At 58.1% G+C, this 23,535-nt stretch carries 20 protein-coding genes; 9 read left to right on the top strand and 11 right to left on the bottom strand.

Features of this window, described 5'->3' with window-relative positions; genetic code table 11:
* Positions 1-26 precede the first annotated feature (26 nt).
* From IEV53_RS02905 to IEV53_RS02895, 3 genes are all read right to left on the bottom strand, one after another.
* Complete coding sequence (locus IEV53_RS02905; RefSeq protein WP_188425246.1) at positions 27-1,388, bottom strand: DUF2142 domain-containing protein; 1,362 nt, start codon at positions 1,386-1,388, stop codon at positions 27-29.
* A 117-nt stretch (positions 1,389-1,505) separates the two neighbouring features.
* Positions 1,506-2,534, bottom strand: coding sequence for a glycosyltransferase (locus IEV53_RS02900; RefSeq protein WP_229719496.1), 1,029 nt, complete (start codon positions 2,532-2,534; stop codon positions 1,506-1,508).
* 262 nt (positions 2,535-2,796) lie between these two features.
* A complete protein-coding gene (locus IEV53_RS02895) occupies positions 2,797-3,438 on the bottom strand; it encodes a P-loop NTPase family protein (protein ID WP_229719495.1) in 642 nt (213 codons plus the stop codon).
* A 92-nt stretch (positions 3,439-3,530) separates the two neighbouring features.
* Here IEV53_RS02895 and IEV53_RS02890 point away from each other — a divergent pair, with 92 nt between their 5' ends.
* On the top strand, positions 3,531-4,469 hold the full coding sequence (locus tag IEV53_RS02890) for a DMT family transporter (RefSeq protein ID WP_229719494.1): 939 nt from the start codon (positions 3,531-3,533) through the stop codon (positions 4,467-4,469).
* Positions 4,470-4,516: 47 nt separating this feature from the next.
* Here IEV53_RS02890 and IEV53_RS02885 read toward each other — a convergent pair whose 3' ends face one another.
* Positions 4,517-4,816, bottom strand: coding sequence for a hypothetical protein (locus tag IEV53_RS02885; RefSeq protein ID WP_229719493.1), 300 nt, complete (start codon positions 4,814-4,816; stop codon positions 4,517-4,519).
* A gap of 547 nt (positions 4,817-5,363) precedes the next feature.
* Entirely contained in the window at positions 5,364-5,786 is a 423-nt protein-coding gene (gene ndk / locus IEV53_RS02880) for a nucleoside-diphosphate kinase (protein ID WP_188425244.1), read from the bottom strand.
* A gap of 116 nt (positions 5,787-5,902) precedes the next feature.
* On the opposite strand from ndk, the gene IEV53_RS02875 reads away from it, so the two are divergent.
* From IEV53_RS02875 to IEV53_RS02860, 4 genes are all read left to right on the top strand, one after another.
* Positions 5,903-7,795, top strand: coding sequence for an ABC-F family ATP-binding cassette domain-containing protein (locus IEV53_RS02875; protein ID WP_188425243.1), 1,893 nt, complete (start codon positions 5,903-5,905; stop codon positions 7,793-7,795).
* Positions 7,796-7,839: 44 nt separating this feature from the next.
* Positions 7,840-8,958, top strand: a complete 1,119-nt coding sequence (locus tag IEV53_RS02870; protein WP_188425242.1) for an AI-2E family transporter — start codon at positions 7,840-7,842, stop codon at positions 8,956-8,958.
* Between the two features lie 569 nt (positions 8,959-9,527).
* Positions 9,528-10,880 (top strand): glycosyltransferase family protein, encoded by a 1,353-nt coding sequence (locus tag IEV53_RS02865; protein ID WP_188425241.1) that lies wholly within the window; start codon positions 9,528-9,530, stop codon positions 10,878-10,880.
* A gap of 674 nt (positions 10,881-11,554) precedes the next feature.
* The gene (locus IEV53_RS02860) at positions 11,555-12,328 is read left to right on the top strand and encodes a MerR family DNA-binding transcriptional regulator (protein ID WP_188425240.1); all 774 of its coding nucleotides are present in this window, start codon (positions 11,555-11,557) and stop codon (positions 12,326-12,328) included.
* Between the two features lie 88 nt (positions 12,329-12,416).
* Here IEV53_RS02860 and IEV53_RS02855 read toward each other — a convergent pair whose 3' ends face one another.
* Genes IEV53_RS02855 through IEV53_RS02845 form a run of 3 tightly spaced genes read right to left on the bottom strand, consistent with a single transcriptional unit; the run spans position 12,417 to position 16,059 of the window.
* Complete coding sequence (locus IEV53_RS02855; protein ID WP_188425239.1) at positions 12,417-12,878, bottom strand: hypothetical protein; 462 nt, start codon at positions 12,876-12,878, stop codon at positions 12,417-12,419.
* Positions 12,875-14,032, bottom strand: a complete 1,158-nt coding sequence (locus IEV53_RS02850; RefSeq protein WP_188425238.1) for a DegT/DnrJ/EryC1/StrS family aminotransferase — start codon at positions 14,030-14,032, stop codon at positions 12,875-12,877. Before IEV53_RS02850 ends, IEV53_RS02855 begins: the two co-directional genes overlap by 4 nt.
* 53 nt (positions 14,033-14,085) lie before the next feature.
* Entirely contained in the window at positions 14,086-16,059 is a 1,974-nt protein-coding gene (locus IEV53_RS02845; protein ID WP_229719492.1) for a polysaccharide biosynthesis protein, read from the bottom strand.
* A gap of 137 nt (positions 16,060-16,196) precedes the next feature.
* Here IEV53_RS02845 and IEV53_RS02840 point away from each other — a divergent pair, with 137 nt between their 5' ends.
* Positions 16,197-17,201 (top strand): MraY family glycosyltransferase, encoded by a 1,005-nt coding sequence (locus tag IEV53_RS02840; RefSeq protein WP_188425236.1) that lies wholly within the window; start codon positions 16,197-16,199, stop codon positions 17,199-17,201.
* A gap of 7 nt (positions 17,202-17,208) precedes the next feature.
* On the opposite strand, the gene IEV53_RS02835 is transcribed toward IEV53_RS02840, so the two are convergent.
* The 3 genes from IEV53_RS02835 to IEV53_RS02825 all read right to left on the bottom strand — a co-directional run bounded on the left by IEV53_RS02835 (position 17,209) and on the right by IEV53_RS02825 (position 19,988).
* Positions 17,209-17,739 carry a GNAT family N-acetyltransferase gene (locus IEV53_RS02835; protein ID WP_188425235.1) on the bottom strand — a complete coding sequence of 177 codons (531 nt, stop codon included), beginning with the start codon at positions 17,737-17,739 and terminating at the stop codon, positions 17,209-17,211.
* 166 nt (positions 17,740-17,905) lie between these two features.
* On the bottom strand, positions 17,906-18,310 hold the full coding sequence (locus tag IEV53_RS02830) for a MarR family transcriptional regulator (RefSeq protein WP_188425234.1): 405 nt from the start codon (positions 18,308-18,310) through the stop codon (positions 17,906-17,908).
* Positions 18,311-18,578: 268 nt separating this feature from the next.
* Positions 18,579-19,988, bottom strand: a complete 1,410-nt coding sequence (locus IEV53_RS02825) for a leucyl aminopeptidase family protein (RefSeq protein WP_188425233.1) — start codon at positions 19,986-19,988, stop codon at positions 18,579-18,581.
* 90 nt (positions 19,989-20,078) lie between these two features.
* Between IEV53_RS02825 and IEV53_RS02820 the strand changes: the two genes are divergently transcribed.
* The 3 genes from IEV53_RS02820 to fdxA all read left to right on the top strand — a co-directional run bounded on the left by IEV53_RS02820 (position 20,079) and on the right by fdxA (position 23,413).
* Positions 20,079-22,637 carry a helicase-related protein gene (locus IEV53_RS02820; protein WP_371869822.1) on the top strand — a complete coding sequence of 853 codons (2,559 nt, stop codon included), beginning with the start codon at positions 20,079-20,081 and terminating at the stop codon, positions 22,635-22,637.
* The gene (locus IEV53_RS02815) at positions 22,637-22,927 is read left to right on the top strand and encodes an RNA-binding S4 domain-containing protein (RefSeq protein ID WP_188425232.1); all 291 of its coding nucleotides are present in this window, start codon (positions 22,637-22,639) and stop codon (positions 22,925-22,927) included. Before IEV53_RS02820 ends, IEV53_RS02815 begins: the two co-directional genes overlap by 1 nt.
* Before the next feature lie 153 nt (positions 22,928-23,080).
* A complete protein-coding gene (gene fdxA, locus IEV53_RS02810) occupies positions 23,081-23,413 on the top strand; it encodes a ferredoxin FdxA (protein WP_025841814.1) in 333 nt (110 codons plus the stop codon).
* Positions 23,414-23,535: the final 122 nt, after the last annotated feature.

Genomic DNA, 23,535 nt, shown 5'->3' with positions numbered 1-23,535 from the left:
TTTTCATGCCTGCTGGCGTTATTCCGTCACGCCAGCCAGTAACGTGATGCCAGAACGCAGGTGAGCGTGACCATATCAATGGCAAGAAAGAGACCCAGAGCCAGCATCGCAATCTGATGGATGCGAAGGGAAGAAGCTACCTGCCCCTCAACGCTGACCTTGGGAAATATGAGCGCCAGAAACGGCGCAATCGGCAGGAAATAACGCCCCTGCACACCATCGATCACGGGCGCACCGACTGGGGTCCAGATGACGTAAAGCGAGAAATAGACGGCGCCGATTGCTAGCAGGACAAAAAAAATAGCAAGAAATACTACCCGATTAGACTGACGAACGCTCTTGTGGCGGAAGGCAGGATAGATACAAAAATAGAACGATGCGGTAATCGTGATATAAGAAATACCATAAAACCAATTCGGAAATACTGTATCGAGCCATCCCAGCACCCCAAAAAACTCATGAATATTGTGCCTGATATGGGCTTGAAGCGTATGCAGGGCGAGTGCGGGAAGCGCTGCAGGATGAGTCAGAACCCAATGCACCTGACCGCTGTCGGAAGTGCCGGAGCCGTCGAGGAATTGTATCTTCGCCGGATTGAGACCAAATTTCTGCCAGAAAAGAAATGCCAGCAAACTCACAGCGAAAGGCAGGACATAGCGCCACCTGTGCGCACGGGCCATATAACCCAGCGGAATAAGGCTGCATAAAAGAAGGGGCGGCTTGCTGACAGCAAGAATTGCAAAGAGCGATGTCATGCCGAGCCAGAAACGCGAAGAGCCAGGATTGATCGTGTCCAGTCGAGTGAGAAGCGCTGCCGTAACAATCGCAAGCCCGATAAGTATACCATCCTGCGAACATGAGGCGCCGAGCGCTACAACCATTGGAAAGCTCGCAAGCACAGCCAGATAGAGCGCGCCCCGACGAGCCAAGGCCATACCTAGTGCGCATAGCGCTATCGCACAGATCGCGTTGACCGTTCGAATTGCGTAGCTGGTCTGCAGGATTGTTGCTCGCGTATGCCGGGCAACGAACGTCGCAAGAGCCCCTGGAAGATAGGTGATAGGCGCATAGATTGCCGTATTGGGAAAAGACACCCAGGTTTTTTCCCGAGACCAATGTCTTTCAGAGAGCGCAAGAAGCTCCTCACTCGACACCTTGGCCTTTGGATTGAAGCGCAGCGAATTCAGCAGCTCCGATTCCGACGGAATACCTGTGGGAAGATACCCTCCGGCGTCCTTGGTGCCCTTTTTGATAGCAATAAATCCACCCTGTGAAATCTGCGTAAGCCTTGCGAAGTGATTGCGCTCATCAGGAGTCTGGCCTGGAGGGGTAAGCAGCACACATGCCATCGCCATCAAGGAGGCGAAAAAGACGTAGAGCAGTGACATCTGGACTGTCAGCCCGGTTTTCAGGAATAAGCGCAAGAATTGGGGCTCCGGGCTATTGGGATGACACTGCGCTGAATCCGTTCACCCAACCTTGTGTGATCGAACAGCCTGAATTTTTTAAAACTCGATCCTGGGAGGTGCCGACAGGGCCAGATAAGCCAGTCGCTTTGCCTCCTGACGACCAAGCGCGACGCTGTTCAGAATAACACCGCAAACCAGGGCCAACGCCGCGAGGATCTCAAACCCTGTCGCCAGAACCGCTGAAGGCAGATGCAGAACCGTGTGCGTTTCGATGAAATCCAGCACTGAGCGCATGCCGGTCACGCCACCAATTAACGCAAGGCATACACCAATGAGCCCAAAGAACAGGAAGGGACGTTCCTGCTTGAGCAGGTTGATGATCGTCCCAAGTATCCTGAAGCCATCACGATAGGTATTGAGTTTCGAAAACGAGCCTTCAGGGCGCTCGACATAGCGTGTCGATACTTCACCCATGGACATGTTGAGTTGCAAGGCATGGACGGTCAACTCGGTTTCGGTTTCGAACCCGGAGGAAATTGCCGGGAACGATTTGACAAAACGACGACTGAACAGCCTGTAGCCCGAAAGCATATCCGACTGGCCACGGCCGAAAAGCCTTACGACCAGCCCCGTCAGCACTTTGTTGCCTAGAACATGCCCCGCACGATAAGCTTCCGCACGCTCGTGCAGACGGACACCCATCACCGTGTCGTGAGCGTTTTCCAAAGCCAGGCGGATCATTTTGGGCGCAGCCGCAGCCTCGTATGTGCCATCACCATCAATCAGGACAAAAAAATCGGCCTCGATATCGGCAAACATCCGCCTGATGACATGGCCTTTACCCTGCAAGCGCTCACGACGGATGATGGCTCCGGCCTCGCTTGCTTTAGCAATGGTATGATCTGTCGAGTTGTTATCATAGACATAGATAGCGGCATCAGGCAGTGCCATTCGCATGTCGCGCACGACAGTTCCGACGGTTACCTCCTCATTGTAACAAGGTATCAGTACCGCCACCTTCTGGCCGGTCAAGAAGGGTATTATTCTGGAGAACTGTTCCTGCTGAATATTATCTGGCTGCATCAAGCTCTCTACGAAACAATTCTCGTGTCCTGTGCGTAGCATTTTTGCAGGTGTCAGACCAGATCAGTGGAAGGCATCTGCTATCCCCTAATTCGTGATATCGTAGTCTGAGCAAGGAACGTCTGTGCCCCACCAAACGCGGTGTTCGCGTCTCGCCTAGCACACGCAGGTGAACGAAGGTTCTCATTGCCGATACAGGTTGATCTCTGCGCTCTGGGCATCGAATGACCTGAAGACTGCGTAGGGGAAAGCCAAGAGGAACGACGCGATTGCTCCCTGCCGGTCGGAGCTTCTCTCCCGTACGTCATTGAAACGGGCGATGAACTCGGCTTTCCTGCAGTCCATCCCCCCTATTCCGAGCCTCTTCTCTCTGACAGAATGCTGCAACAGCCTGCGACGTCGGAAGATAGAGTTTCGGCAAGGAACAGGAGTCAAACCAAAGGCGATAACGCTTTCTGTTCGAGCGCGTCGGGCCGAGGATGTGTTTCACCATCGACAGCCGCACAGGCTCGCGTTGCGCACCCCAACCACCATGGCGACCACTCCTGCCGAGGCATCGGCCAATATAGCGCTTCAGGCTTTTCCGGGTCGTTTCATCCAGCAGGATCACGCCTGTTGCGCGTTCGAGACGCTGATCGAGGCAGGATGAATAATTACCGTCGATAATCCAGGAAGGGGCGGCGATTGCCTGGGCATGATCGTGATGGAAATCGACCAGGGGGCGCAGCCTATCAAAGGTGCCGACTTCATGGCGCAAAAGATCGAGATGGACGACCGGAAGACCCGTAAGCCTTCCGATAAATACCGAGAGCGTCGATTTGCCGCTATTGCTCGGTCCCATGACAATCAATCGCGGACCGAGCATCCTGAGTGAGATATCGCAGGATTGATGGGTCATCGACACCGTCTCATGCTGCTGCGCCCCGGAAAACACGTTTGAGAACAATTCGTCGATCTCCTTCGCTTCTGAGGGTGCGGCGACAAACCTCGCATGGCAGAAGAACACGAATCGCCGAAGACTTCGAACAGGGACAAGACATGCATCGAGCGCATGACCGGGGTATGGGGCTGGAAGAATGGTGCCTATTGCTGGTTCTTGCCCTGCTCTGGGGCGGCTCTTTCTTCTTTTTCAAAATACTGGTTTCAGCCGTGCCGCCCTTCACGGTGGTGCTCGGGCGCGTGGGACTTGCGGCGCTGGCGCTCAATCTTGTTCTGTTTCTCAAAGGCGATCGCCTGACCCTGGGGCGCTCTGTCTGGCTCCGGTTGCTCCTGCTCGGGGCACTGAACAATATCATCCCATTCTCGGCTATCGCTTTTGGTGAAACGCGCATATCGAGTGGCGTCGCGGCCATCCTCAACGCCACTACTCCGGTCTTTACCATCCTCGTGGCGCATTTTTTCACTCATGACGAGAAACTGCGCTGGGGCAAGATTATCGGCATCATGATGGGGTTTTGTGGTGTGGGTGTCCTGATTGGCCCGGCTCTGTTCGGCGGAGGTGCACAGCAATCGCTGCTGGGTGAGATCGCCTGCCTCACTGCAGCTCTGAGCTACGGGTTTGGCGGGGTCTATGGCCGGCAGTTCAGGGGGCTACCCCCTCTCAAGCTCGCGGCCGGGCAGCTTACCGCCAGCATGGCGCTGGTTCTGCCTGTGTCACTCGTGGTCGATCACCCCTGGGGCTTGGCTATACCGTCAGTCACAATCTGGGGTGCTTTCGCCGGCATAGCCTTTCTTAGCACAGCTCTGGCCTTCATTCTCTATTTCAGACTTCTCGCTACAGCAGGCGCCACCAATCTTTCTCTCGTAACTTTCCTGTTGCCTATCATGGCGCTGCTGCTCGGCACCGTGTTTCTGGGTGAAACGATACGCTGGTATGCAATTGCAGGGCTTGCTTTGATCGGCACGGGGCTGGCCGCGATAGACGGTCGCCCTTGGCGGAGGGCGCGAGCCCTGCTACGCTCAAACCCGCGGGGCTGAGACATCCGAGTAAGGCGCCCCAGCCAGCCCCGAAACGCCCTACGTCGTCAGGGCTTTGCGAGCTGAACGGAGAGAAGGGCCACATGATCGGGTGATTTCCGGCCCAGAAAAAGGCTTCGTCCGGGCTCAATCCAGCGCATGTCACCGCAGCTCTCCAAATGCGGCATGACTGCACTTGGCATTCTGATCTCGGACACCGCGTCTGCCTCGGAGACAATGATTTTTTCGATCAAGGCTGCGATGGATTCCTGAGACAGGACGCCCCCCTCCTGCCCTTCGCACTGATAGCTGAAAGCCACCTCGTGAACATCCGGAAGGAGGATATAGCAGCATTCAACTCCTGACATACCGAGCTTGTCTAGAGAACGACCATCTGAGGTCAGAATACTGATCCCCGGATCGGTTATCTCGGCTTGAACCTGCTGAGCCAGTCCAGGCCTACCCGGGAAGGGAACAACCGTGTCATGGTTCGGGCTGGTAGAACACCCGGATGCTGACAGCATGCTACTAGACGACCATACCATACCAAATACACTCTTTCATTATTATTGATCGAATGGATAATTCTTATTTTTTACCAACAAATCTTCATTGATTCTTCCGATACCTCACGAAAAACAGATAAAATTATCGAACACAACCTTATCCAACGTTAATATCCAGTATCATTCATCTTTCGTGACAAAAATTACCGTCAACGCGTTAACACCCCCAATATAAGCGCCCATTCGCTCCGACTGCAGGTAACAAAAAAGGCGGCACAAGGCCGCCTTTTCAGGTGTTTCTTCCGGACCGTCCCCTTAGGGAAGCGACGGGCCTCACTGATGAAGATCCGGAATTTCGGAACCACGCTTCTGCATAAGAGAAGTGGCATGGCTCCAAAATCGAAACAGCTTATGCGCAGATTTCCGTCTCGGCGAAGAAGAAAGCAATTTCGTTCTTCGCGTTTTCGAGGCTGTCCGAACCATGAACGGAGTTGGCTTCGATGCTCTCGGCGTAGAGCTTGCGCACTGTGCCGTCTGCTGCCTGGGCCGGGTTGGTCGCGCCCATGACTTCACGATGACGGGCAACGGCATTTTCGCCCTGCAGAACCTGCACGACAACCGGCTCTGCCAGCATGGACGAGACGAGGCTACCATAGAAAGGACGTTCTGCATGGACTGCGTAGAAGGCCTTGGCCTGGTCTTCTGTCAGCTTGATGCGCTTCTGGGCGACAATACGCAGGCCGGCATCTTCGAACACGGCGTTGATCTTGCCGGTCAGGTTACGACGGGTTGCGTCAGGCTTGATGATCGAAAGGGTACGTTCCAGGGCCATGGCGGCATCTCCTGCACAAAAAAGAAAAGCGGTGAACGCCCCTCCCCTAGAGCAAAACAACACTTCCTGATAGTCCGCATGGCATCAAAAGCGTCCATCCTGTCTGGGAATTTGCCGTGAGCCTGCTGACCATCACCGATCTGACACTGCGTATCGCCGGGCGCGTGCTTCTCGACAACGCGTCACTCAGCGTTGACCCCGGCCGCAAGATCGGCCTTGTTGGACGAAATGGCGTTGGCAAATCAACGCTGCTGGCTGCGATAGCGGGCGATCTGCACCCCGATGGCGGCACGATCCAGCTGTCGAACCGGGCCAGCATGGGCCGGGTCAAGCAGGAAACCCCGGAAGGCGAGGCTTCGCTGATCGAGACAGTTCTCGCGGGCGATCTCGAACGCGCCCGTCTTCTGCACGAGGCCGAGACGACCTCCGAGCCGACCCTTCTCGCCGATATCCACGAACGACTTCTGATGATCGACGCGCATACCGCTCCGGCGCGCGCCGCCAGCATTCTTTCGGGGCTGGGATTCGATCATGAGGCAAAGCAGCGGCCAGTGTCTTCATTCTCGGGTGGCTGGCGGATGCGCGTTGCGCTCGCCACAGCGCTTTTTCTCAATCCTGACCTGCTTCTCCTCGACGAACCGACGAACCATCTCGACATCGAGGCAACCATCTGGCTCGAAAACTGGCTCAAATCCTTCTCTGGCGCCGCCATCGTGGTCAGTCACGACCGCTCGCTCCTCGATAGCGTGGTCGACTCGATTGCCCATCTCGACAAGGGCAAAATCAATCTGACGCCGGGCGGCTACGACGAATTCATCCGCATCCGCACCGAGCAGGCCCTGCAACAGAACCGCGCGGCAGAGCGTCTGGCTGCCCAGCGCGCCCATATGCAATCTTTCGTCGATCGCTTTCGCGCAAAGGCAACAAAGGCGCGTCAGGCCCAGGCAAGGTTGAAGGCCCTTGCCCGCCTTCCCCAGATCGATTCAGTGGTCGAAGACAGCCCGACGCGTTTCTCCTTTCCCGAACCAACACCGCTCCCACCGCCGATGCTGACTCTGGACAAGGTCACGATCGGCTATGACGGCCGCGCGGTTCTCTCGAATCTCTCCTGCCGCCTTGATCTTGATGACCGCATCGCGCTGCTCGGTCAGAACGGCAAAGGCAAGTCAACCTTTGCCAAGTTGCTGGCAGGACGGCTCGAACCCATGGCGGGAACCATGCAGCACTCGTCGCGGCTGCGCATCGGCTATTTCGCCCAACATCAGGGCGACGAACTCGTGCTTACCGAGACACCGATCGATCACATGAGCCGTGCCATGCCTGAGGCGACGCCGGTGGCTGTCCGGGCGCAGCTCGACCGTTTCGGGCTCGATGCCGGCAAGGCGGAATCGCGCGTCGGCGACCTGTCAGGGGGTGAAAAGGCCCGCCTGCTTCTGGCTCTTGCCACTCGTAACGCCCCGCATCTTCTCCTGCTCGACGAGCCGACCAACCATCTCGATCTGGATGCGCGTGATGCCCTCATCAGGGCGTTGTGCGATTTCGAGGGCGCAGTGGTGCTGATCAGCCATGACGCCCATCTCGTGGAATCTGTCGCCGATCGACTCTGGCTGGTCGATGACGGCACGATTACCCCTTTCGATGAAGACATGGACGGCTACCGAACCTGGCTGAGCGAACGCGCAAGAAAAGTTGCCAGCGAGGCACGCATCGAAAACAGTTCTGATAATAGTGGCCGTAAGGATCAGCGCCGTGACCGGGCCGAACAAAGGCGCGCCCTCGCCCCCTTGCGCAAGGAGGCAAAAGCTGCAGAGCATCTCATGGAATTGCTGGGCAAGGAGCGCGCCAGGATAGAGGCGCGCCTCGCTGATCCGGCCCTTTATGAAAAGAGCGATGCCAGCGAGATAACGAAGCTCAACACGAGGCTGGCAGCACTTGGCGTTGAAGAACAGGCCGCAGAAGAGCGCTGGCTGAACGCCGAAGCCGAGATCGAGGAAGCAAACCGAAGCTAGGCGTTTCCGTTAAGCCCAGTACCGATTATCGAGAACGGGATAAGATGTCCGACCATCCTTCTGACGCCGCCCCAGCTGCCGGGCGCGAATTGCTGCAGATCTTCAAGATCCTGCGCTTTACCCTGATTGTCACACTCATCGTTCTGGCGCTCTGGCTGCTTGGCGATGTGCTCATGGTCGTTTTTGCAGCGACGCTCTTTGCCGTCATTCTGCATGGGCTCGCTCGTATCCTGCGAGACAAGGCACGCATTCCTTATCAGCTCGCGGTTGGGCTCGTGGCGCTGATCATCCTGATCGCCATCGGAGCCCTGTTTTATTTCAGCGGTCCGCAGATCAGCGATCAGTTCGTAAAGCTCAAGGCAGCACTCATCACGCAGTATGGTCAGTTACGCAGCCAGATGGGCACGAGTACCTGGGGTCAGTTCGCGCTCGATCATCTGCCGAAATCTCTTGGCGGAAACGAGCAGGGTAATGGCTCATCTCTCGGCGCGGGCCTCGCTAATTCGGTAACCGGCATCCTCAGCAGCGCTTTTGGCCTGCTCGGTACGATAGCCGTCATTCTGATCGCCGGGCTCTATTTTGCCCTCTCTCCGGCAATCTATGTCGATGGCATGCTGCGCCTTGTCCCCGAAGGGCATCGCCCTGCGGCACGCAAGCTTGTTCTGACCGCTGGCACGACATTGTGGTCCTGGACCATCGGACAGGCCTTCGACATGCTGGCCGTAGGGCTGGCGTCAGGGATAGGGCTCGGTTTCCTGGGTGTCCCTCTGGCCATGGCACTTGGCGTTGTCGCCGGACTTTGCAACTTCATCCCTTATATCGGTGCCATTCTCGGAGCGATCCCCGCGGTTCTGATCGCCCTCTCGCAGGGGACACGAACCGGACTGATGGTTGCCGGTCTCTACTGTGTGATCCAGTTTCTGGAAGGCAACGTGCTGGCGCCCCTTATCCAGCGACATGCTGTGCATATGCCGCCGGCCCTCGCCATTCTGTCACAGACCGTCTTCGGTACCATCCTTGGCGTGCCGGGCCTGATTCTCGCCTCGCCTCTTACCGCAGCTCTCCTGGCAATCGGCGATACTGCAACAGCCCCGCTTGAAGCCAAGATGCGCACCGGCAAAACCATGGGCGACTCCCCCCTCGCCCATGACGACGTCGACTGAAAACCAACGGAGCTGATATATGACCTCACCTTTGACGCGGTGAGGTTGCTCTGCCTTGGTGTCCAAATGCGCATTACACATTTCACCACGGGCCGTCTGCACGACAGCTTCATCAGTTCGAGACAAGCCCCCTGACATTTCCCATCAGATGAGAAAGAGCTCGAGTATTGGACTGAGATTCGGTTGGGCCGAAATGGTCTGCCACCCTGCTCTCACAAGATCCCACCGAAGATACTTCCGATCTGACCCAACAGCAGCCGTGCGATGAAGTTCTGTGCTCTGAATGGACAGCCACGGTCAACGCCCCTCCAGAATGATCACACGTCGTCAGGAAATACCGAGCATAGAAATCTGACCCCGCAGATGATGCGCTGGCAGGTCGATCAGGCAATATCTGTCAAGCTGTAGACTTTGAAATATCCAGTAATGCCAGCCTCCAGACCGAAGGAGATCCTCCGGGACAAATACTTGGCAACATTCTGTGTTTTTTCTTTCCAGATATTTGTTTGTAAATACGATCTGTGCGATATTGCGACATCCTAATTACTGAGAAAGCGTACGGAAAACCAATGCTGAAAGTTCTGGTCAGCCATAATCTCAAAGTCTTTCTTGTGGAGGGAGAGAGCATCGTTCAGCGCGATTTTTCGAATATCACGCGTCCTGACGATGTTATCTGCTTCCACGACCGAAATGGCCTGCAGGGTTTTTGTACGCTGGGAGACTCAAATCGCTGGCTGGATCTCGAAACTCTCAATATTGCGCGCGCGATACCCAGTGTCATGATAGACTTAGACTATCACGGCAATGGACGTTACAGCTTCAAATACAATGGGAAATTCGGACGCGCCAATCATCTCGGTGGTCTTGATTTTGTCTCCGAACACCGCAATCTCTGGGAAACATTCAAGCTTCTGGACATTGACGTGTTCCACGCGGCCACAAGGGTAGCCAGCCACCGTTGGGTTTTGGGCGGCAGCAACACGGTCTTAAAACTGAACCTGCGGGAGTCGAACTTTGACGAAGTGACTTTCGGAGACAAGAAGCTGCCTATGGACGCGTTCTTCAACAGTGCAGTATCCACGAAAAACCCTACCCGATTCATATTTTTCGATGAGTGGAAGGTCCACGAAGCATTCTTGCTTAATCCCGCAATCGTACTGGTTGTGTTCGGCCATGGAGCCGCTCTCAAACAATATTGCGAATGCATCCGCAGCATCGACCGGCTGGCGGAATATCGTGGCACGATTCTGATCGTCAGCAACATCCCAGAGGATCATCTCAAGGGCTTGGCCCCTGAGCCTCTACGTAGTCATATTAGAGTCATCCCGATGCAGGGCATAGATCAGCTTGACTATGTCGGCGCTCGCCTGACCATTTTCAACACTTCCATACTCGATGATTACCAGCCGATACTTTATTCGGATGTTGATATTGCTTTTGATCTTCCGATCGAACCGTTCCTGATCAAAGCGGCCAAATCTCGACGGTGCAGCGCACAGGTCGAGTCTTTTCACCAAATCGCCACATCAGAACACACAGGGGCTACCCTGGTGCAGGCTGATCCGTTCTCAAGCGAAGGGCTGCATGGGTTCAACGGTGGCCTTTTGCTCGTGCCCAACATGGTAGATCATGCCCGCTACATCAGGGCTGCATATCAAACTCTGATCCGATATACGTCCCAACATGGTCGCAAATCGATACCGTTCTACGACCAGAGCGTGCTGAACTATGCGCTCTATAAGCTTGACGATTTCGATGCCGAGCCTGTCAGCGCACATACGCAGATAGGCGGTTACGATCATCCGACTGACCCTGCTCATCCTCGTGGCTTTATTCATTTCTGGAATACGGCCGACAAACATCTAGCCATGCAGGCATATATCGATAAAGCGGAGGAACTCCGGGAGCCTGCCCAATCCTGAGGTGATCCGCCACTGTCGCCGCGTTACTGATAACGGCTACGTAATAATTCTGGCTTTGTCGGTTTCGCGGTGACAGCTTTCAACTCCCCCTGGACCTATCCAGAGCTTCCGGGCGGATAGGAAACCGCGATACGCTCATTCGGAACAGACAAGTTCTGGCTCAGGCCGTTTATGAGAGCAATCCAGGCCGGAACCTTTAGGCGGCAGCTTTTCGAGCAAGCGACCAGGCGTGGCGTGCCTAGCAATTTCACGAAAAACTCCCTGTCAAAGGCTGAATGGTGAGGCGAATATGACCTCGCGCGCCCACCCCGCAATTTTCTGCACTCACTTCGTATTATCTTACAGATCTTTACATGGGGTATCACAAGGAGACAGCTCGACTGTACCAAATGGCCACATATCGAAGCCGATGACCACACAGTTTTTGTCGCCGCACACACCTGCCCTGCCTGACTCGATAGTGTTTTTCTGACACATCAGGAGGTAGCGCCTCCTTTATTCGCCGCCAGCGATCCGCACAGTGCTGCGACGGGCGGCCGTGCCATAAGATTGCGCGCCGACGAAACATGCCGTTTTTGCCGCAAACAGAATTCCGGCCGGTCAGTCATTTTTCTCTTGCTCCTGACACTGTGTCAGCATCGCTTCCTGCGAACGGCACCAAGGGAGGGGCTCAGATGACACGCAACAGATCGATCGGAGAGATGGCGGCGCAATGCGGGCTTTCGCCTCGCAGCCTGCGCCATCTCGAGGAAAAGGGCCTGATCAGCCCGAAGAGAAGCGAGGCGGGCCGACGCGTCTATGGCGCGCAGGAAACGAGTCTCGTCACGCGCATCCTGTTGCTGCGTCAGGTAGGTTATCGCCTGTCTGAAATATCATCCGCCATGCTGCACCCCTCTCTCGATGCCCGGAGCCTTATCGAAAGCCAGATCCTTTGCCTGAACGCGAAACAAAAGCAGGTCACCCTTATGCTGCGCCGTCTACACGAAACCCTGACCTTGCTCGAGACGCGCGAAGCGCTGGATGTGGATGGGCTCTGCTCTCTCATCAAGGAGGCACAAACCATCATGTCAGACAAAGATTTCAAGGCCGTCGCGACGACCTATTTTACAGAAAAAGAGTGGAGCCGCTGGAAGGAAACAGGCAGCAAGCTTTTTCCCGGCGACATGCGCACCCGCTACGAGCAGGACTGGGCGGCCCTTATCGAGCGCATTGAAAAAGCCATCGCGTCAGGTGTCATGCCCAGCTCGAGCAAAGCTCTCGCCCTCATGGAGGAATGGAGGATTCTGCAGCAGCCGATGGTCGAGGCTTTGGGCAAGGATCACTGGAACAAGGCCGCCAGAATGTATGGCGAAATGGATCAGTGGGAGACCGAGACAGCCAAGGCCCCGTTCAGTCAGGAAGTCTATCACTTCGTTTCGGAGACAGCCCGACTGGCGCGTGAGAACTGAACAAAAAAAAAGGGGCAGACCAGGTCTGCCCCCTTCTTTCACTTTCACTCATTTCTGCCTTGCCTGAAGACCCTTGATGAGATGGGGTTCAGGGTACGTCCGTCTTCTGGAACCCCTGCCCATCTATCAGATGGTGGAGCACAGCCCAGTCTTCGTCGCTGAAGCTCTGCACTTTCAGACGCGCCTTCGGGTTGGCGCGAGTAATGGCCGTATTGTTCCAGTCGGCTCCGCTGATACCGGTCCAGAGCGCAAGCTCAAAGTCTCCGCCGTCAGGGTTGCGCCCCCTGATCACGACATCGCCTGTCGAAGGCGCTGGTGAAGAGAGCGGCGCCCAGTGGCTTTTATGGCCCTGAAGCCAGCGATTGAGTTGGCCGGTTTCCTCAGCATTCAGCACACGGGTCTGCCCGGTCTGCTCGATAGTGAGCGTCACATCGCTGAGCGTCTCGAATTTGAGCGGCCGCAACGACGGGAGCGCGAACGTCCAGATGATTGCGACCGTCGTCAGCACAAGGGCGACAAACCCGATAACGAGAAGTGTTTCCTTCCTCACGCGCCACGCTCCCGAGCGAAGAAGCCCTGAACGGCAGCAATGATCCGTGCCACCTCGTCATCGGTCAGTTCGGGATGTAACGGCAGGGCCAGAATACGGGCGCCCAGCCCTTCCGAGACCGGCAGGGTGATCGTCTCGTCATGATGTTCTGCGTAGGCAGGCTGCTCGTGCAGCGGCTTGGGATAATAGACGACGCTCGGCACGCCCTCCTGCCCCAGATACGCCTGAAGTGCGTTGCGTAGCGCCGCATCGGGAAGGAGGATCGAATAGATTGCCCACGCACTCTTTGACCCGGCAACGCGCTGTGGCGTCACAACCAGACCTGAAAGAGCCGTATCATAGCGACACGCGATTGCGTCGCGCCGCTCGAGCTCCTCTTCAAAACGGTCCAGCTTGGCAAGAAGGATCGCTGCCTGAAGTGTGTCGAGACGGCCATTCAGACCAATACGCAACACTTCATAGCGCGTGCGCCCCTCACCGTGGCTGCGCAACGAGCGATAGAGCGCCGCCCTTTCGGCGTCATCCGTCAGGATGGCCCCGCCATCGCCATACCCCCCCAAGGGCTTGGAAGGGAAAAACGACAACGTCGTTGCCAGCGCCTCACGCCCCAGTTTGCGACCATCAAGGGAAGCGCCGAAAGCCTGGGCGCAATCGGCCATGAGAAGCAGATCCTGTTCGGCAGCAATGCGACGCAGAACCTCCCATGGTGCTGGCTGACCAAAAAGATCGACCCCGATGATCACACGCGGCTCAAGCTCTTCCTGTGCACGGATGGACGCAATGCGCTCCGCCAGATTTGCCGGATCGATCTGGAAGGTCGCCGGGTCGACATCCACAAAAACAGGCGTCGCCCCCAGCAGGAGCACGACTTCTGCCGTGGCAGTATAGGTGAAGGCAGGCAGAAACACAGCGTCGCCCGGGCCGATCTCTTCGGCCATGAGCACCATCAGCAGGGCGTCGGTGCCAGAAGAAACACTGATCGCATGGCCTGCGCCATTATAGGCACAGAGTCGCGATTCAAGCTCCTCGATCTCAGGGCCCATCACGAACTTGCAATGGGCAAGGACGGTGTCGATCCGCTCGCGCAAAGGGGCGCCCAACCGGGCCTGTTGTCTTGGCAGATCGAGAAATTGGATGGGGGCTTTTTCGCTCATTGCACCTTGTTTCCATCTTCAGCCACCGAAGGCGACCCTCATTTGGCGCGGGACTATGACACAGACCCGTCGTTTTCCGAAGTCGGCACGGGATTACTGTTCCCGGCCTCGCCAGCCTGCAGACGACGCACTTCCCCAAGAGGATTATGCGCGAATTCAGGCACTAGCTCTTTCATGACGATCAGGGCCTGCTCAACCTCATCACGATGGCTGACGCGCTCCAGTTCCTGAAGCAATGCGGCCGCGGCGGTCAGATCGATCATGCGGGGTGTGGCCATCTTGAGCCCGGGTGCATCGGTCGGCACCGGGGCCTCACGCCCGTGGAAAAGCTCTTCGTAGAGTTTTTCGCCGGGACGCAGGCCGGTGAAGCGGATCGCAATATCCTCATCCGGCTTGAGGCCTGCAAGACGGATCATCTGTTTTGCCAGGTCGAGAATACGAACGGGCTCGCCCATATCGAGCACAAAAATACCGCCCTGCTGCAGACGCATGTCTGTCTCGTCTCTCCGGTTACGCAGGGCCGTACCCCGCACGCTGGCCTGCAAGACAAGTCCGACCGCTTCAGGCACAGTCATGAAATACCGCGTCATATCGGGATGCGTCACTGTCAGCGGACCGCCCTGCTCAAGCTGGCGCCTGAACAGCGGCACGACCGAGCCGGTCGACCCCAGCACGTTGCCAAAACGCACTGTCACGCAGCGAAAAGCCGAGCCTCTGGCTTCGGCTGCCACGGCCAAGGCCTGACAGTAGATTTCAGCGCAACGCTTGGACGCTCCCATGATGCTGGACGGGTTGACCGCCTTGTCGCTCGATATGAGCACCATGGCCGAGGCCATGTGGCGTATGGCCGCATCGGCGACGATGCGTGTGCCAATCACATTGGTCAGCACGCCTTCGCAGGGATTGGCTTCGACAATCGGCACATGCTTCAGCGCGGCAGCATGAAAGACCAGAGCCGGCTTGTGGACGGCAAAAACTTCCTCAATGCGGTCGGCGTCACGTATGTTGGCCACGATGACCTGACGCGGCACCGTCGGATAGCGTTCGGACATTTCGAGATCGATCTGCCAGAGCGCAAACTCACCATGATCGAGCAGCAGCAACTGGCTGGGGCCGAACTGGGCGACCTGACGAACCAGTTCGGAACCGATCGTTCCCCCTGCGCCAGTGACGAGCACCACCTGCCCCTGAATAAGACGCGCCATGCCTTCCCGATCGAGCGGCACTTCGGGACGGTTCAGAAGGTCTTCCAGAGCGATCGGACGCATCTGGATTTCCTCGGCAGGCGTCAAGCTGGTTAGCGAAGGAGCGCGCTGCACTGCAATGCCATGGGCCTGACCTGCATCGAGAACAACGGAAAGCTGCGAACCGCGCCACTCGGGATCGGTCACGATCACACTATCCGGCAGGGCGTCATCCTGGCTCATGCGCGCGAGAACACCCGAGAGATCATCGGCGACACCCAGAATCGGCACGCCATGCAACCGGCGCCCCTGCTGCCCTGGCGATCTGGTGACCAGACCGAGCACATTGTAATGCCGGTCCGAAGCGCGTTCGAGCGCACGCAAGAACAGATCGGCGCTCAGATCAGAACCGGCCAGCAATACCCGCACCTTCTGCCCCTGCGCCTGCTGCCGCATGGTGCCGTAGACTCGGGTCAGCAACCGACCGCCGCCAAGCCCCACAAGCAGAACGAGCGCATAGATCAGAGGAAAAGTGGGAGACGGAAGCGGAAATCCCGTCAGAAAAATCATGAATGAGAAAAGCGCGGCCCCGGCGACTGACGCAGCCGCAATCCCCCTCAGATCGGCCACCCCGGAGAAACGCCAGTATTGCTGAGGAATGCGAAATGGCAGCCCGCTTACAAGCAGGGTAATAGCCCCGCCCATGATGAACCAGAGAGGGTGCAGCAGCCCGTCATGGGGCGCAGCCAGAAACCGTGCCACGGGCGCCGCCAGCCCTGAAATAAGGCCATCGGCCAGGACATTGACCGCAATACGCCCGGTCGGTCGACGGCGTCTTGCCACAGAATGAGGCACAGGATCTGGGGTATGAGGATGTTGCTTCGCGTTCACACGACACTTATAGCCCGAAAAACAATTTCCCGGCGATGGCCCCTCACCACGCTTTCATACTGCTCGTGAAAAAAAAGCGGATCTAGACAATGGTGCCCCTGATCATTTGCTGTCTCAGCGCCGCTGGCGTCAGCATCGCTCTCATCTGCCACATGATCCGGGTCGGGGTGATGGATGTGCCGGGCCATCGCAGTTCGCACACCCGCCCCACCCCGAAAGGCGGGGGCATTGGCATCGTCCTCGGTTTTCTTCTTGTCTTTCCCGTCAGTCAGCTCTGGACGCAGGGCGACCTGCCGGGGCTCTCGCTGCTGCTTCCTCTTCTGGCCATCGCCCTTCTGGCTCTTTTCTCCTGGCTCGACGACATCCATTCCTATCGGGCGTCCCTCAAGCTGGGTGTGCAGGCTATCGCCGCGCTTATGGTTCTGACAGGCATGGCCCTTGGCAGCGTCTCCCTCCCGAGCGTGTCACCGTTACTCCTCGCCTGCCTTGTCGGAACCGGGTTCTGCTGGCTTGTGTATGTCACCAACGCGCTCAATTTCATCGACGGCATCAACGGTCTTGCCTCGGGCAGCATGGCGCTCAGCGCGCTCATCATGGCCTGGCTTTTCGACGATGCAGGCCAGATTGGCCTCACCCATGCCGCACTGCTACTAGCCGTCTGCCTCCTTGCCTTTCTGCCATTCAACTTCCCGAAGGCGCGCATTTTTATGGGCGATGTCGGCAGTCAGGGGGCTGGTCTGGCGCTCTCATGGTTCGGGCTTGAGGCTTTCATCAGCACGCCCTATCCACTCATCATGCCTTTTCTGCTCTGCGGCATTCTGTTCGATGTCGCCTTCACGCTGGTACGACGTGCCATTGCGGGAGACCCGCTGGCGCAGGCCCATCGCAGCCATCTTTATCAACTGGCAACACGCGCTGGCATGTCATCTGTCCTGGTGACCCTCATCTACTGGTTCTTCGTCATCTGGGGTGGCATCGTCTGCGTACAGCCCCTGCCCTTTGGCTTCAGACTGGCCCTGCTCCTGGCGCCACAGCTACTCTGGATGGGCACAATCATTCACCGCGCGCGCAATGCCGCTCTGGGCAAGTGGTGAGCCTGTCTCAGCCGGACCTGGAACGCTCCAGCACGCAGATTTCCTCACCCTGATAAAGTGATCGCGCAAAAACGGTAAAGCCATTGAGCGCAGCCAGGCCGAGAGAGGCAGTGTTCTGAGGGGCGATGATACAGACTGATCGCGTGAACCCTGTCTCGCGATCAAGCCACGCGCAGGCAGCAGCCACGCCTTCCTTTCCAAAGCCCTTGCCATGACACCATGAGGCAAGAAGCCAGCCGGCCTTGGGATAGCCATCAAGAGATGGCTCGATGCCGCGCCTGTTCTCGCCAAAGCCGACCGTCCCGACGAAACGACCCGATTCGCGCTCTCGCACACTCCAGAAACCGAAGCCGAGAACCTCCCAAAATCCGCGATAGCGCATCAGGCGCTCCCAGCTCTCGCTGGGCGTGGCGGGAACACGCGTCGTATAGCGCGCGACGAGGGGGTCAGCCCGCATTGAGGCAAACGCATCGAAATCATGGCGCGCCGGAAGCGTCAGAACCAGGCGTGCTGTCTCTATCTCGCGCTTGTCACCCATGGTGTATTACCTCTGCGGCTGTGTTCGATCCTCGCTTGCGAACAGAACAGCAAGGAGTAGCCAAATCGACACAAAAAAACCGCCTCACTTGCAGGAAGCGGTTCTTCTGTTGCCGGGTCAGGCAGGGCTGCTCATAAAGAGGCCCCTGCCCGTAGCCACACGACTATCAGCCAGCGATGCGACGCACATTCATGCGCTCGACCGAGCCACGCGTGGTCTTGGCGACGGGCTTGGTCGTACCCGAAGCTTCGCTCATCAGCGAACGCATTTCGCGCAGGAAGGCCGAGCCCTTGAGCGTGCGCTGCACCAGAACCGAACGACGATCCAGCGGATCAACCTTGCGACGGGCCAGATCCAGTTCGCCAAGGCGATCAAGGGCACGTGTGATGGCGGGCTTGGAAACGTTGAGTTCCTGAGCAAGGCCGCGAACCGTGTGCGCGCCGTCCTGCAGGTAGCAGGTCAGAAACACACCAAGCTGACGCGCCGAGAGATCAGGGCCATCCTTGCGAACGAGCGAAACGATCGTGTCGCGAAGAAGGTTCAGCATCTGGTCATTCTGTGCCTGGGCCATCAAAAAAACTCCTAAATGCGTCGCGCAGGTGGCGCGGCTGAAATGGTCTTACCCGTCGCCCAAGTAAGCCACCCCGGATAGGCCAGCAGGCTTTTCCGGAGACGCCACGCCTTGGGTGCGTGTCCTATCGGCGCGTGCTCTAGGAATGGGGCGGGTTACGTCCCGATCAGCGTTGCATTCCTACAACATGCGCCAAACGATACGCAGTCATATAGGTTCGTTTTGGTAATCGGTTTAGTATCTTTTTGTTGAAACTCAGGGACTAAGCTCACTGTGACCCTGCCTTTTCATTAATCATTCGTAATGTCGCCTCCACCAAGGCGCGAAGTGCGAGCGTTTCTCCACCCTCCGGACGGCCTGGAATTGAGCTGTCATTCCACGCGTAAGTGTCGATATGTGCCCATTTTACAGTGGGTTCGACGAAGTGCTGCAGAAACAGCGCTGCGGTGATGGCGCCCGCCATGGGCTTGTCGGTGACATTGCCGAGATGGGCATTTTTGCGGCAGAGCCATGCGTCGTAGCCATGCCAGAGTGGCAATTGCCACATGGCATCGCCAACCACTGCCCCCGCATTCAACAACAATTGAGCCAGTTGGGGGTTGTTGGAGAACAGCGCAGGCAGATCGGGGCCGAGAGCGACACGCGCCGCACCCGTCAGAGTCGCGGCATCAAGCAGCCAATCGGGCTTCTGTTCGCAGGCTTCGGTCAGCAGATCGCTCAGCACCAGACGCCCCTCGGCATCGGTGTTGCCTACCTCTACAGTTAACCCGGCGCGCGTTGTCAGAATGTCGCCGGGGCGCATGGCATGACCCGAAATGCTGTTTTCGACACAGCCGAGACGCAGCTCCAGTCGGATAGGGAGATCCTGCGCCATGATGACATGGGCCAGAGCCAGCATCAGCGCCGCCCCGCCCATATCCTTCTTCATACGCAGCATGCCGCTCGCAGGCTTGATGTCATAGCCGCCCGTGTCGAAACACACGCCCTTCCCCACCAGTGACAGAAGAGGGGCATCATGCGGCGCCTTGCTGCCCCGCCATATCGCCTTCACAACCTGGGCAGGCCGGTCGGACCCCGCGCCAACCGCCGCGAGACAGGGATAGGCGCTGACCAGCGACTCACCCGAGATGATCTCGCAGGCAGCGCCCTGAGCCGAGACCACGTCGGCAGCTTCCTGAGCGAGTTCTGCCGGCCCGAGCAGATTGGCAGGCTGGTTGATCAAGTCGCGCCCCAGCCAGATGGCTTGAGCCATGGGCATTACGGCGCGCACATCCTCGGTCAGCGCGAGGCGGGTGGGAAATACGGTTTCGCGCCCCAGGGCAAAGCGATAGGCGCCCATGCAGAAACCGAGTGTCGCGTCGTGCGCGATCTCGGGACAGAGTGCGAGGGCTTCTGCAGCAATGGCGAGCTTCCAGTCGCCTGCGGGCAGCCCGGCCGCCAGCGCACCGAATCGCGCTGCGTCGCGCTTTGCTGCATCAATGACGAAAACCGCCTGCGCAACGCCCTCGACGCCGGGAACGAGATAGAGCCTGCCGCATTGCGGCTGTCCGACCATCTCGAAAAGAGCGCTGGCATGAACGCCGAGCAGGCCGCTGAAATCCTGATCCGGCAGAACGATATGCACGGTTCTCGCCTTGTCGGCCGTATCCACCAGACAGAACTGTTCAGGATTGCGCATTCACATCGCCCTTTCGCCGTCATTCACGATCCCACAGCGGGATTGTCTGAGCTGTGCCAGTCGCAGGAGCGTCTTGCAATTCCGGCGCTCATGCACAAGCATCGCAGCATGAAGACCCAGCACCATGTCATGCCTCGCAGGGTTCGCGCCGTGCTCGGACCTACCAATACCGGCAAGACCCATTATGCGCTGGAACGCCTTCTGGCCCATGAATCGGGCGTTATCGGCTTTCCGCTCCGTCTGCTCGCGCGTGAGAACTACGAGCGCATGGTGCGGCTCAAGGGCGCGCGCCATGTTGCCCTGATCACAGGTGAGGAAAAAATCGTCCCGCCGGATGCCAGATGGTTCTCCTGCACCACCGAGGCGATGCCGCTCACCCGCAAGGTAGAGTTCGTAGCGGTCGATGAAATCCAGCTGAGTAGCGATCCGGACCGGGGGCATGTCTTTACCGACCGGCTTCTCAATGCACGTGGCAATGTCGAGACCCTGTTTCTTGGCGCCGAGACCATCCGCCCGCTGCTGCAACGTCTCGTCCCCGGCATCGAGATCGACACCAGGCCGCGTTTGTCGAGCCTCGTTCATACCGGCCATACCAAGCTTTCACGCCTGCCTGCGCGTTCGGCCATCGTCGCGTTCTCGGCGGCAGAGGTCTACGCGATAGCCGAGATCATTCGCAGGCGGCGTGGAGGCTGCGCCATCATCATGGGGCAGCTCTCGCCCCGCACGCGTAATGCTCAGGTTGAACTCTACCAGAACAAGGATGTCGATTATCTGGTAGCGACCGATGCCATCGGCATGGGTCTCAACATGGACGTCAATCATGTTGCCCTGGCCTCTCTGACCAAGTTTGACGGTGCCTCTCTGCGTCCGCTGACCGCGCAGGAATGTGCCCAGATCGCAGGGCGTGCCGGTCGCGGCATGAAGGACGGCACGTTTGGCACCACGGCCGAGGCGCGCACGATGTCCGAAGCGCTGGTGGATGCCATCGAGGCGCATCGCTTTGACCCGATCGAGCGGATAAGCTGGCGCAATGCGGCTCTCGATCTGGCCTCGCCGGATGCCCTGCTGGCCAGCCTGAACGCTGCCCCGCCACGCCGCGGTCTGGTTGCCGGTCGGCCTGCATCGGATGTGCTCACCCTCGAAAGCCTGTCCGGTGAGCGCGATATACGCGACGCCGCACGCGGCAAAAAGGCGACGTCCCTTCTGTGGGAAGTCTGCCAGATCCCCGATTTCCGCAAACTGGGCGACGACTCCCATGTCAGGCTTTGCCATCGGCTATTCGTGCATCTCCTGAACGAAGGTGGCATTCCAGCCCAATGGTTCGAGGCGCATATCGCTGGCTTCTCCCGTCTGGAGGGCGATATCGACACGCTGATGCACCGGCTGACGGGCATTCGTGTCTGTGCGTATGTCGCGGCACGAACCGAATGGAGCGACCGCGCCCAGCACTGGCAGGAGCGCACACGCGAGGTTGAAGACCTTCTCTCCGATGCCCTCCACGAGCGCCTGACAGCGCGCTTCGTTGATCGTCGGGCGACCTCTCTGCTTCGCCGCCTCGACAGTGATGGCGCAAGGGACCTGCTTTCAGCCGTCACCAAGGATGGGCAGGTTATTGTCGAAGGCCATGCCGTCGGGACGATAGAGGGCTTCACCCTCAAGCCCGATCGGGAAGAGGCCCTGCCCGAAAAGAAACTCATGTTGCGCGCCGGGCGCAGGGCCTTGCTGCACGAGATCCCCCGACGGGTTCAGGCCCTTGTTGCCTCGCCCGACAGCGATTTCGCGCTCGATAGCCACAATGGCATGCTCTCCTGGCAAGGGGTCATTATTGCGCGTCTGGCACGGGGTACGACGCTGCTCGATCCTAGCATCCAGATTCTTGGCGGCGAATTTTCAGACACCAGGCAGCGCGATCTGGTTCAGGAACGGCTTCACGGCTTCGTTCGTGCCATGTTGAGAGAAACGCTGGCGCCACTCTATACCCTAGCCGCAACGCCTCACCCCTCTCCGGCTCTACGCGGCCTTACTCATCGCCTGATGGAGTATGGAGGCGTGGCACCCCTCCTGCCAGCAGAGCCCGGCAGTCACGGCCAGCAGATGATTGGTCATCTCCGCCGTCTTGGCATCAATTTCTGCCCGTTCGGGGTGTTCATGCCCTCGTTGCTCAAGCCGGTACCGATGGCCTTACGCTCTTTATTGCTCAGCCTATGGCATCGAACAGCGCGCCCTGACGTCAACGCAAGCCAGATAACGCTTCAGGCGCCTTATAACGCGGTTCTGGCGCCTCTGGGCTGGGTCAATGCCGGTGCCCTGTGGCTTCGCCTCGACCGGGTTGAAAGACTGCTCGGCGATCTGCATCGCCTGACGCGCTCTGGCCCTCGCCCCCTGCCTGACGATTTTGCCTCGCGTCATGGACTGGGCAAAAAACAGATCGGGGATATTCTGCTCGCGCTTGGCATACGCTTGCGACAGGCGGCTCCTCTTCCAGCCAATCAATTCGGACCGGTCGCCCCGCCCATGCTTCTGGGTGCGGCGAGACGACAGGAAGCACGAAGGAAAAAAGGCAAAGAACCGTCGAAGCCGCAGGGATTTGTAAAGGACAGTCCTTTCGCGGCGCTTGCAGCCCTCACGCTCCGATCGGGACAAACCTGATGTCAGAGCGGGATTATGAACGTCTGGATCTGTGGCTCTGGCATGCGCGCGTCTGCCGTCACAGACAGGATTGCGCCGCCCTGATCGAAAAAGGGGCGGTGCGCATCAATCGACAGGTCACCCGAAAACCGCATAGCAAGATCCGGACAGGCGATGTGCTGGGCCTGCCTGGCCGCCAGCGGGACGAGGTGCGTATCTGGCGCGTCACCGCGCTCGCCTCGCGTCGCGGCTCGGCTACCGAAGCCGCGCTGCTTTACGAGGTCATCACCGAAAATCAGGGCGAGAGCTGAACTTTAGCGGCAGCCCTGTAAACATATGCTTGCCAGAACGGGAAACTTCCGCCTATCTGCGGCATCCCTTTTTGGAAAATCCCTGACGGGGTCACTTGCGCCTCCTGGGATCCTCTCGGGCCGTCAGGCCCCAGCTTACGATCGGAGACACCAATGGCCTATGTGGTCACCGAAAACTGCATACGCTGCAAATACACGGATTGCGTCGAGGTCTGTCCGGTCGATTGCTTCTATGCTGGCGAGAACTTCCTTGTAATCAACCCCGACGAATGCATCGATTGCGGCGTCTGCGAACCGGAATGCCCGGCGGAAGCGATCTTCCCCGATAGCGACGACCGCGCCACACCCTGGCTCGAAGTGAACAGCAAATACGCCGCCGTCTGGCCGAACATCACGCGCAAGATCGATTCAATGCCCGATGCCGATGAGTGGAAAGACAAGCCGGGCAAGGACGCCATGCTTTCGCCGGAACCGCACAAGGACTGATCAGACAGACAGCCGGCCCGATTGGGTCGGCGGGGCATCAACCAATGCCCCGCTCTGATGCAAGTCATAAAAAAAGCCCAGAGGGATATCCCTCCGGGCTTTTTTGTTGCCGGCACTGACCG

Origin of the sequence: Asaia siamensis (assembly GCF_014635085.1) — a bacterium.
In the GTDB taxonomy this organism is placed as follows: domain Bacteria; phylum Pseudomonadota; class Alphaproteobacteria; order Acetobacterales; family Acetobacteraceae; genus Asaia; species Asaia siamensis.
This window is presented reverse-complemented; position numbering and strand designations above follow the sequence as displayed.

What these genes read in the sequence shown, in the direction of transcription:
- IEV53_RS02905 (WP_188425246.1), bottom strand. Translation starts at nt 1,388, where the DNA reads ATGTCACTGCTCTACGTCTTTTTCGCCTCCTTGATGGCGATGGCATGT.
- IEV53_RS02900 (WP_229719496.1), bottom strand. Translation starts at nt 2,534, where the DNA reads ATGCTACGCACAGGACACGAGAATTGTTTCGTAGAGAGCTTGATGCAG.
- IEV53_RS02890 (WP_229719494.1), top strand. Translation starts at nt 3,531, where the DNA reads ATGCATCGAGCGCATGACCGGGGTATGGGGCTGGAAGAATGGTGCCTA.
- IEV53_RS02885 (WP_229719493.1), bottom strand. Translation starts at nt 4,816, where the DNA reads ATGTCAGGAGTTGAATGCTGCTATATCCTCCTTCCGGATGTTCACGAG.
- ndk (WP_188425244.1), bottom strand. Translation starts at nt 5,786, where the DNA reads ATGGCCCTGGAACGTACCCTTTCGATCATCAAGCCTGACGCAACCCGT.
- IEV53_RS02870 (WP_188425242.1), top strand. Translation starts at nt 7,840, where the DNA reads ATGTCCGACCATCCTTCTGACGCCGCCCCAGCTGCCGGGCGCGAATTG.
- IEV53_RS02865 (WP_188425241.1), top strand. Translation starts at nt 9,528, where the DNA reads ATGCTGAAAGTTCTGGTCAGCCATAATCTCAAAGTCTTTCTTGTGGAG.
- IEV53_RS02860 (WP_188425240.1), top strand. Translation starts at nt 11,555, where the DNA reads ATGACACGCAACAGATCGATCGGAGAGATGGCGGCGCAATGCGGGCTT.
- IEV53_RS02850 (WP_188425238.1), bottom strand. Translation starts at nt 14,032, where the DNA reads ATGAGCGAAAAAGCCCCCATCCAATTTCTCGATCTGCCAAGACAACAG.
- IEV53_RS02840 (WP_188425236.1), top strand. Translation starts at nt 16,197, where the DNA reads ATGGTGCCCCTGATCATTTGCTGTCTCAGCGCCGCTGGCGTCAGCATC.
- IEV53_RS02835 (WP_188425235.1), bottom strand. Translation starts at nt 17,739, where the DNA reads ATGGGTGACAAGCGCGAGATAGAGACAGCACGCCTGGTTCTGACGCTT.
- IEV53_RS02830 (WP_188425234.1), bottom strand. Translation starts at nt 18,310, where the DNA reads ATGGCCCAGGCACAGAATGACCAGATGCTGAACCTTCTTCGCGACACG.
- IEV53_RS02825 (WP_188425233.1), bottom strand. Translation starts at nt 19,988, where the DNA reads ATGCGCAATCCTGAACAGTTCTGTCTGGTGGATACGGCCGACAAGGCG.
- IEV53_RS02820 (WP_371869822.1), top strand. Translation starts at nt 20,079, where the DNA reads ATGCACAAGCATCGCAGCATGAAGACCCAGCACCATGTCATGCCTCGC.
- IEV53_RS02815 (WP_188425232.1), top strand. Translation starts at nt 22,637, where the DNA reads ATGTCAGAGCGGGATTATGAACGTCTGGATCTGTGGCTCTGGCATGCG.
- fdxA (WP_025841814.1), top strand. Translation starts at nt 23,081, where the DNA reads ATGGCCTATGTGGTCACCGAAAACTGCATACGCTGCAAATACACGGAT.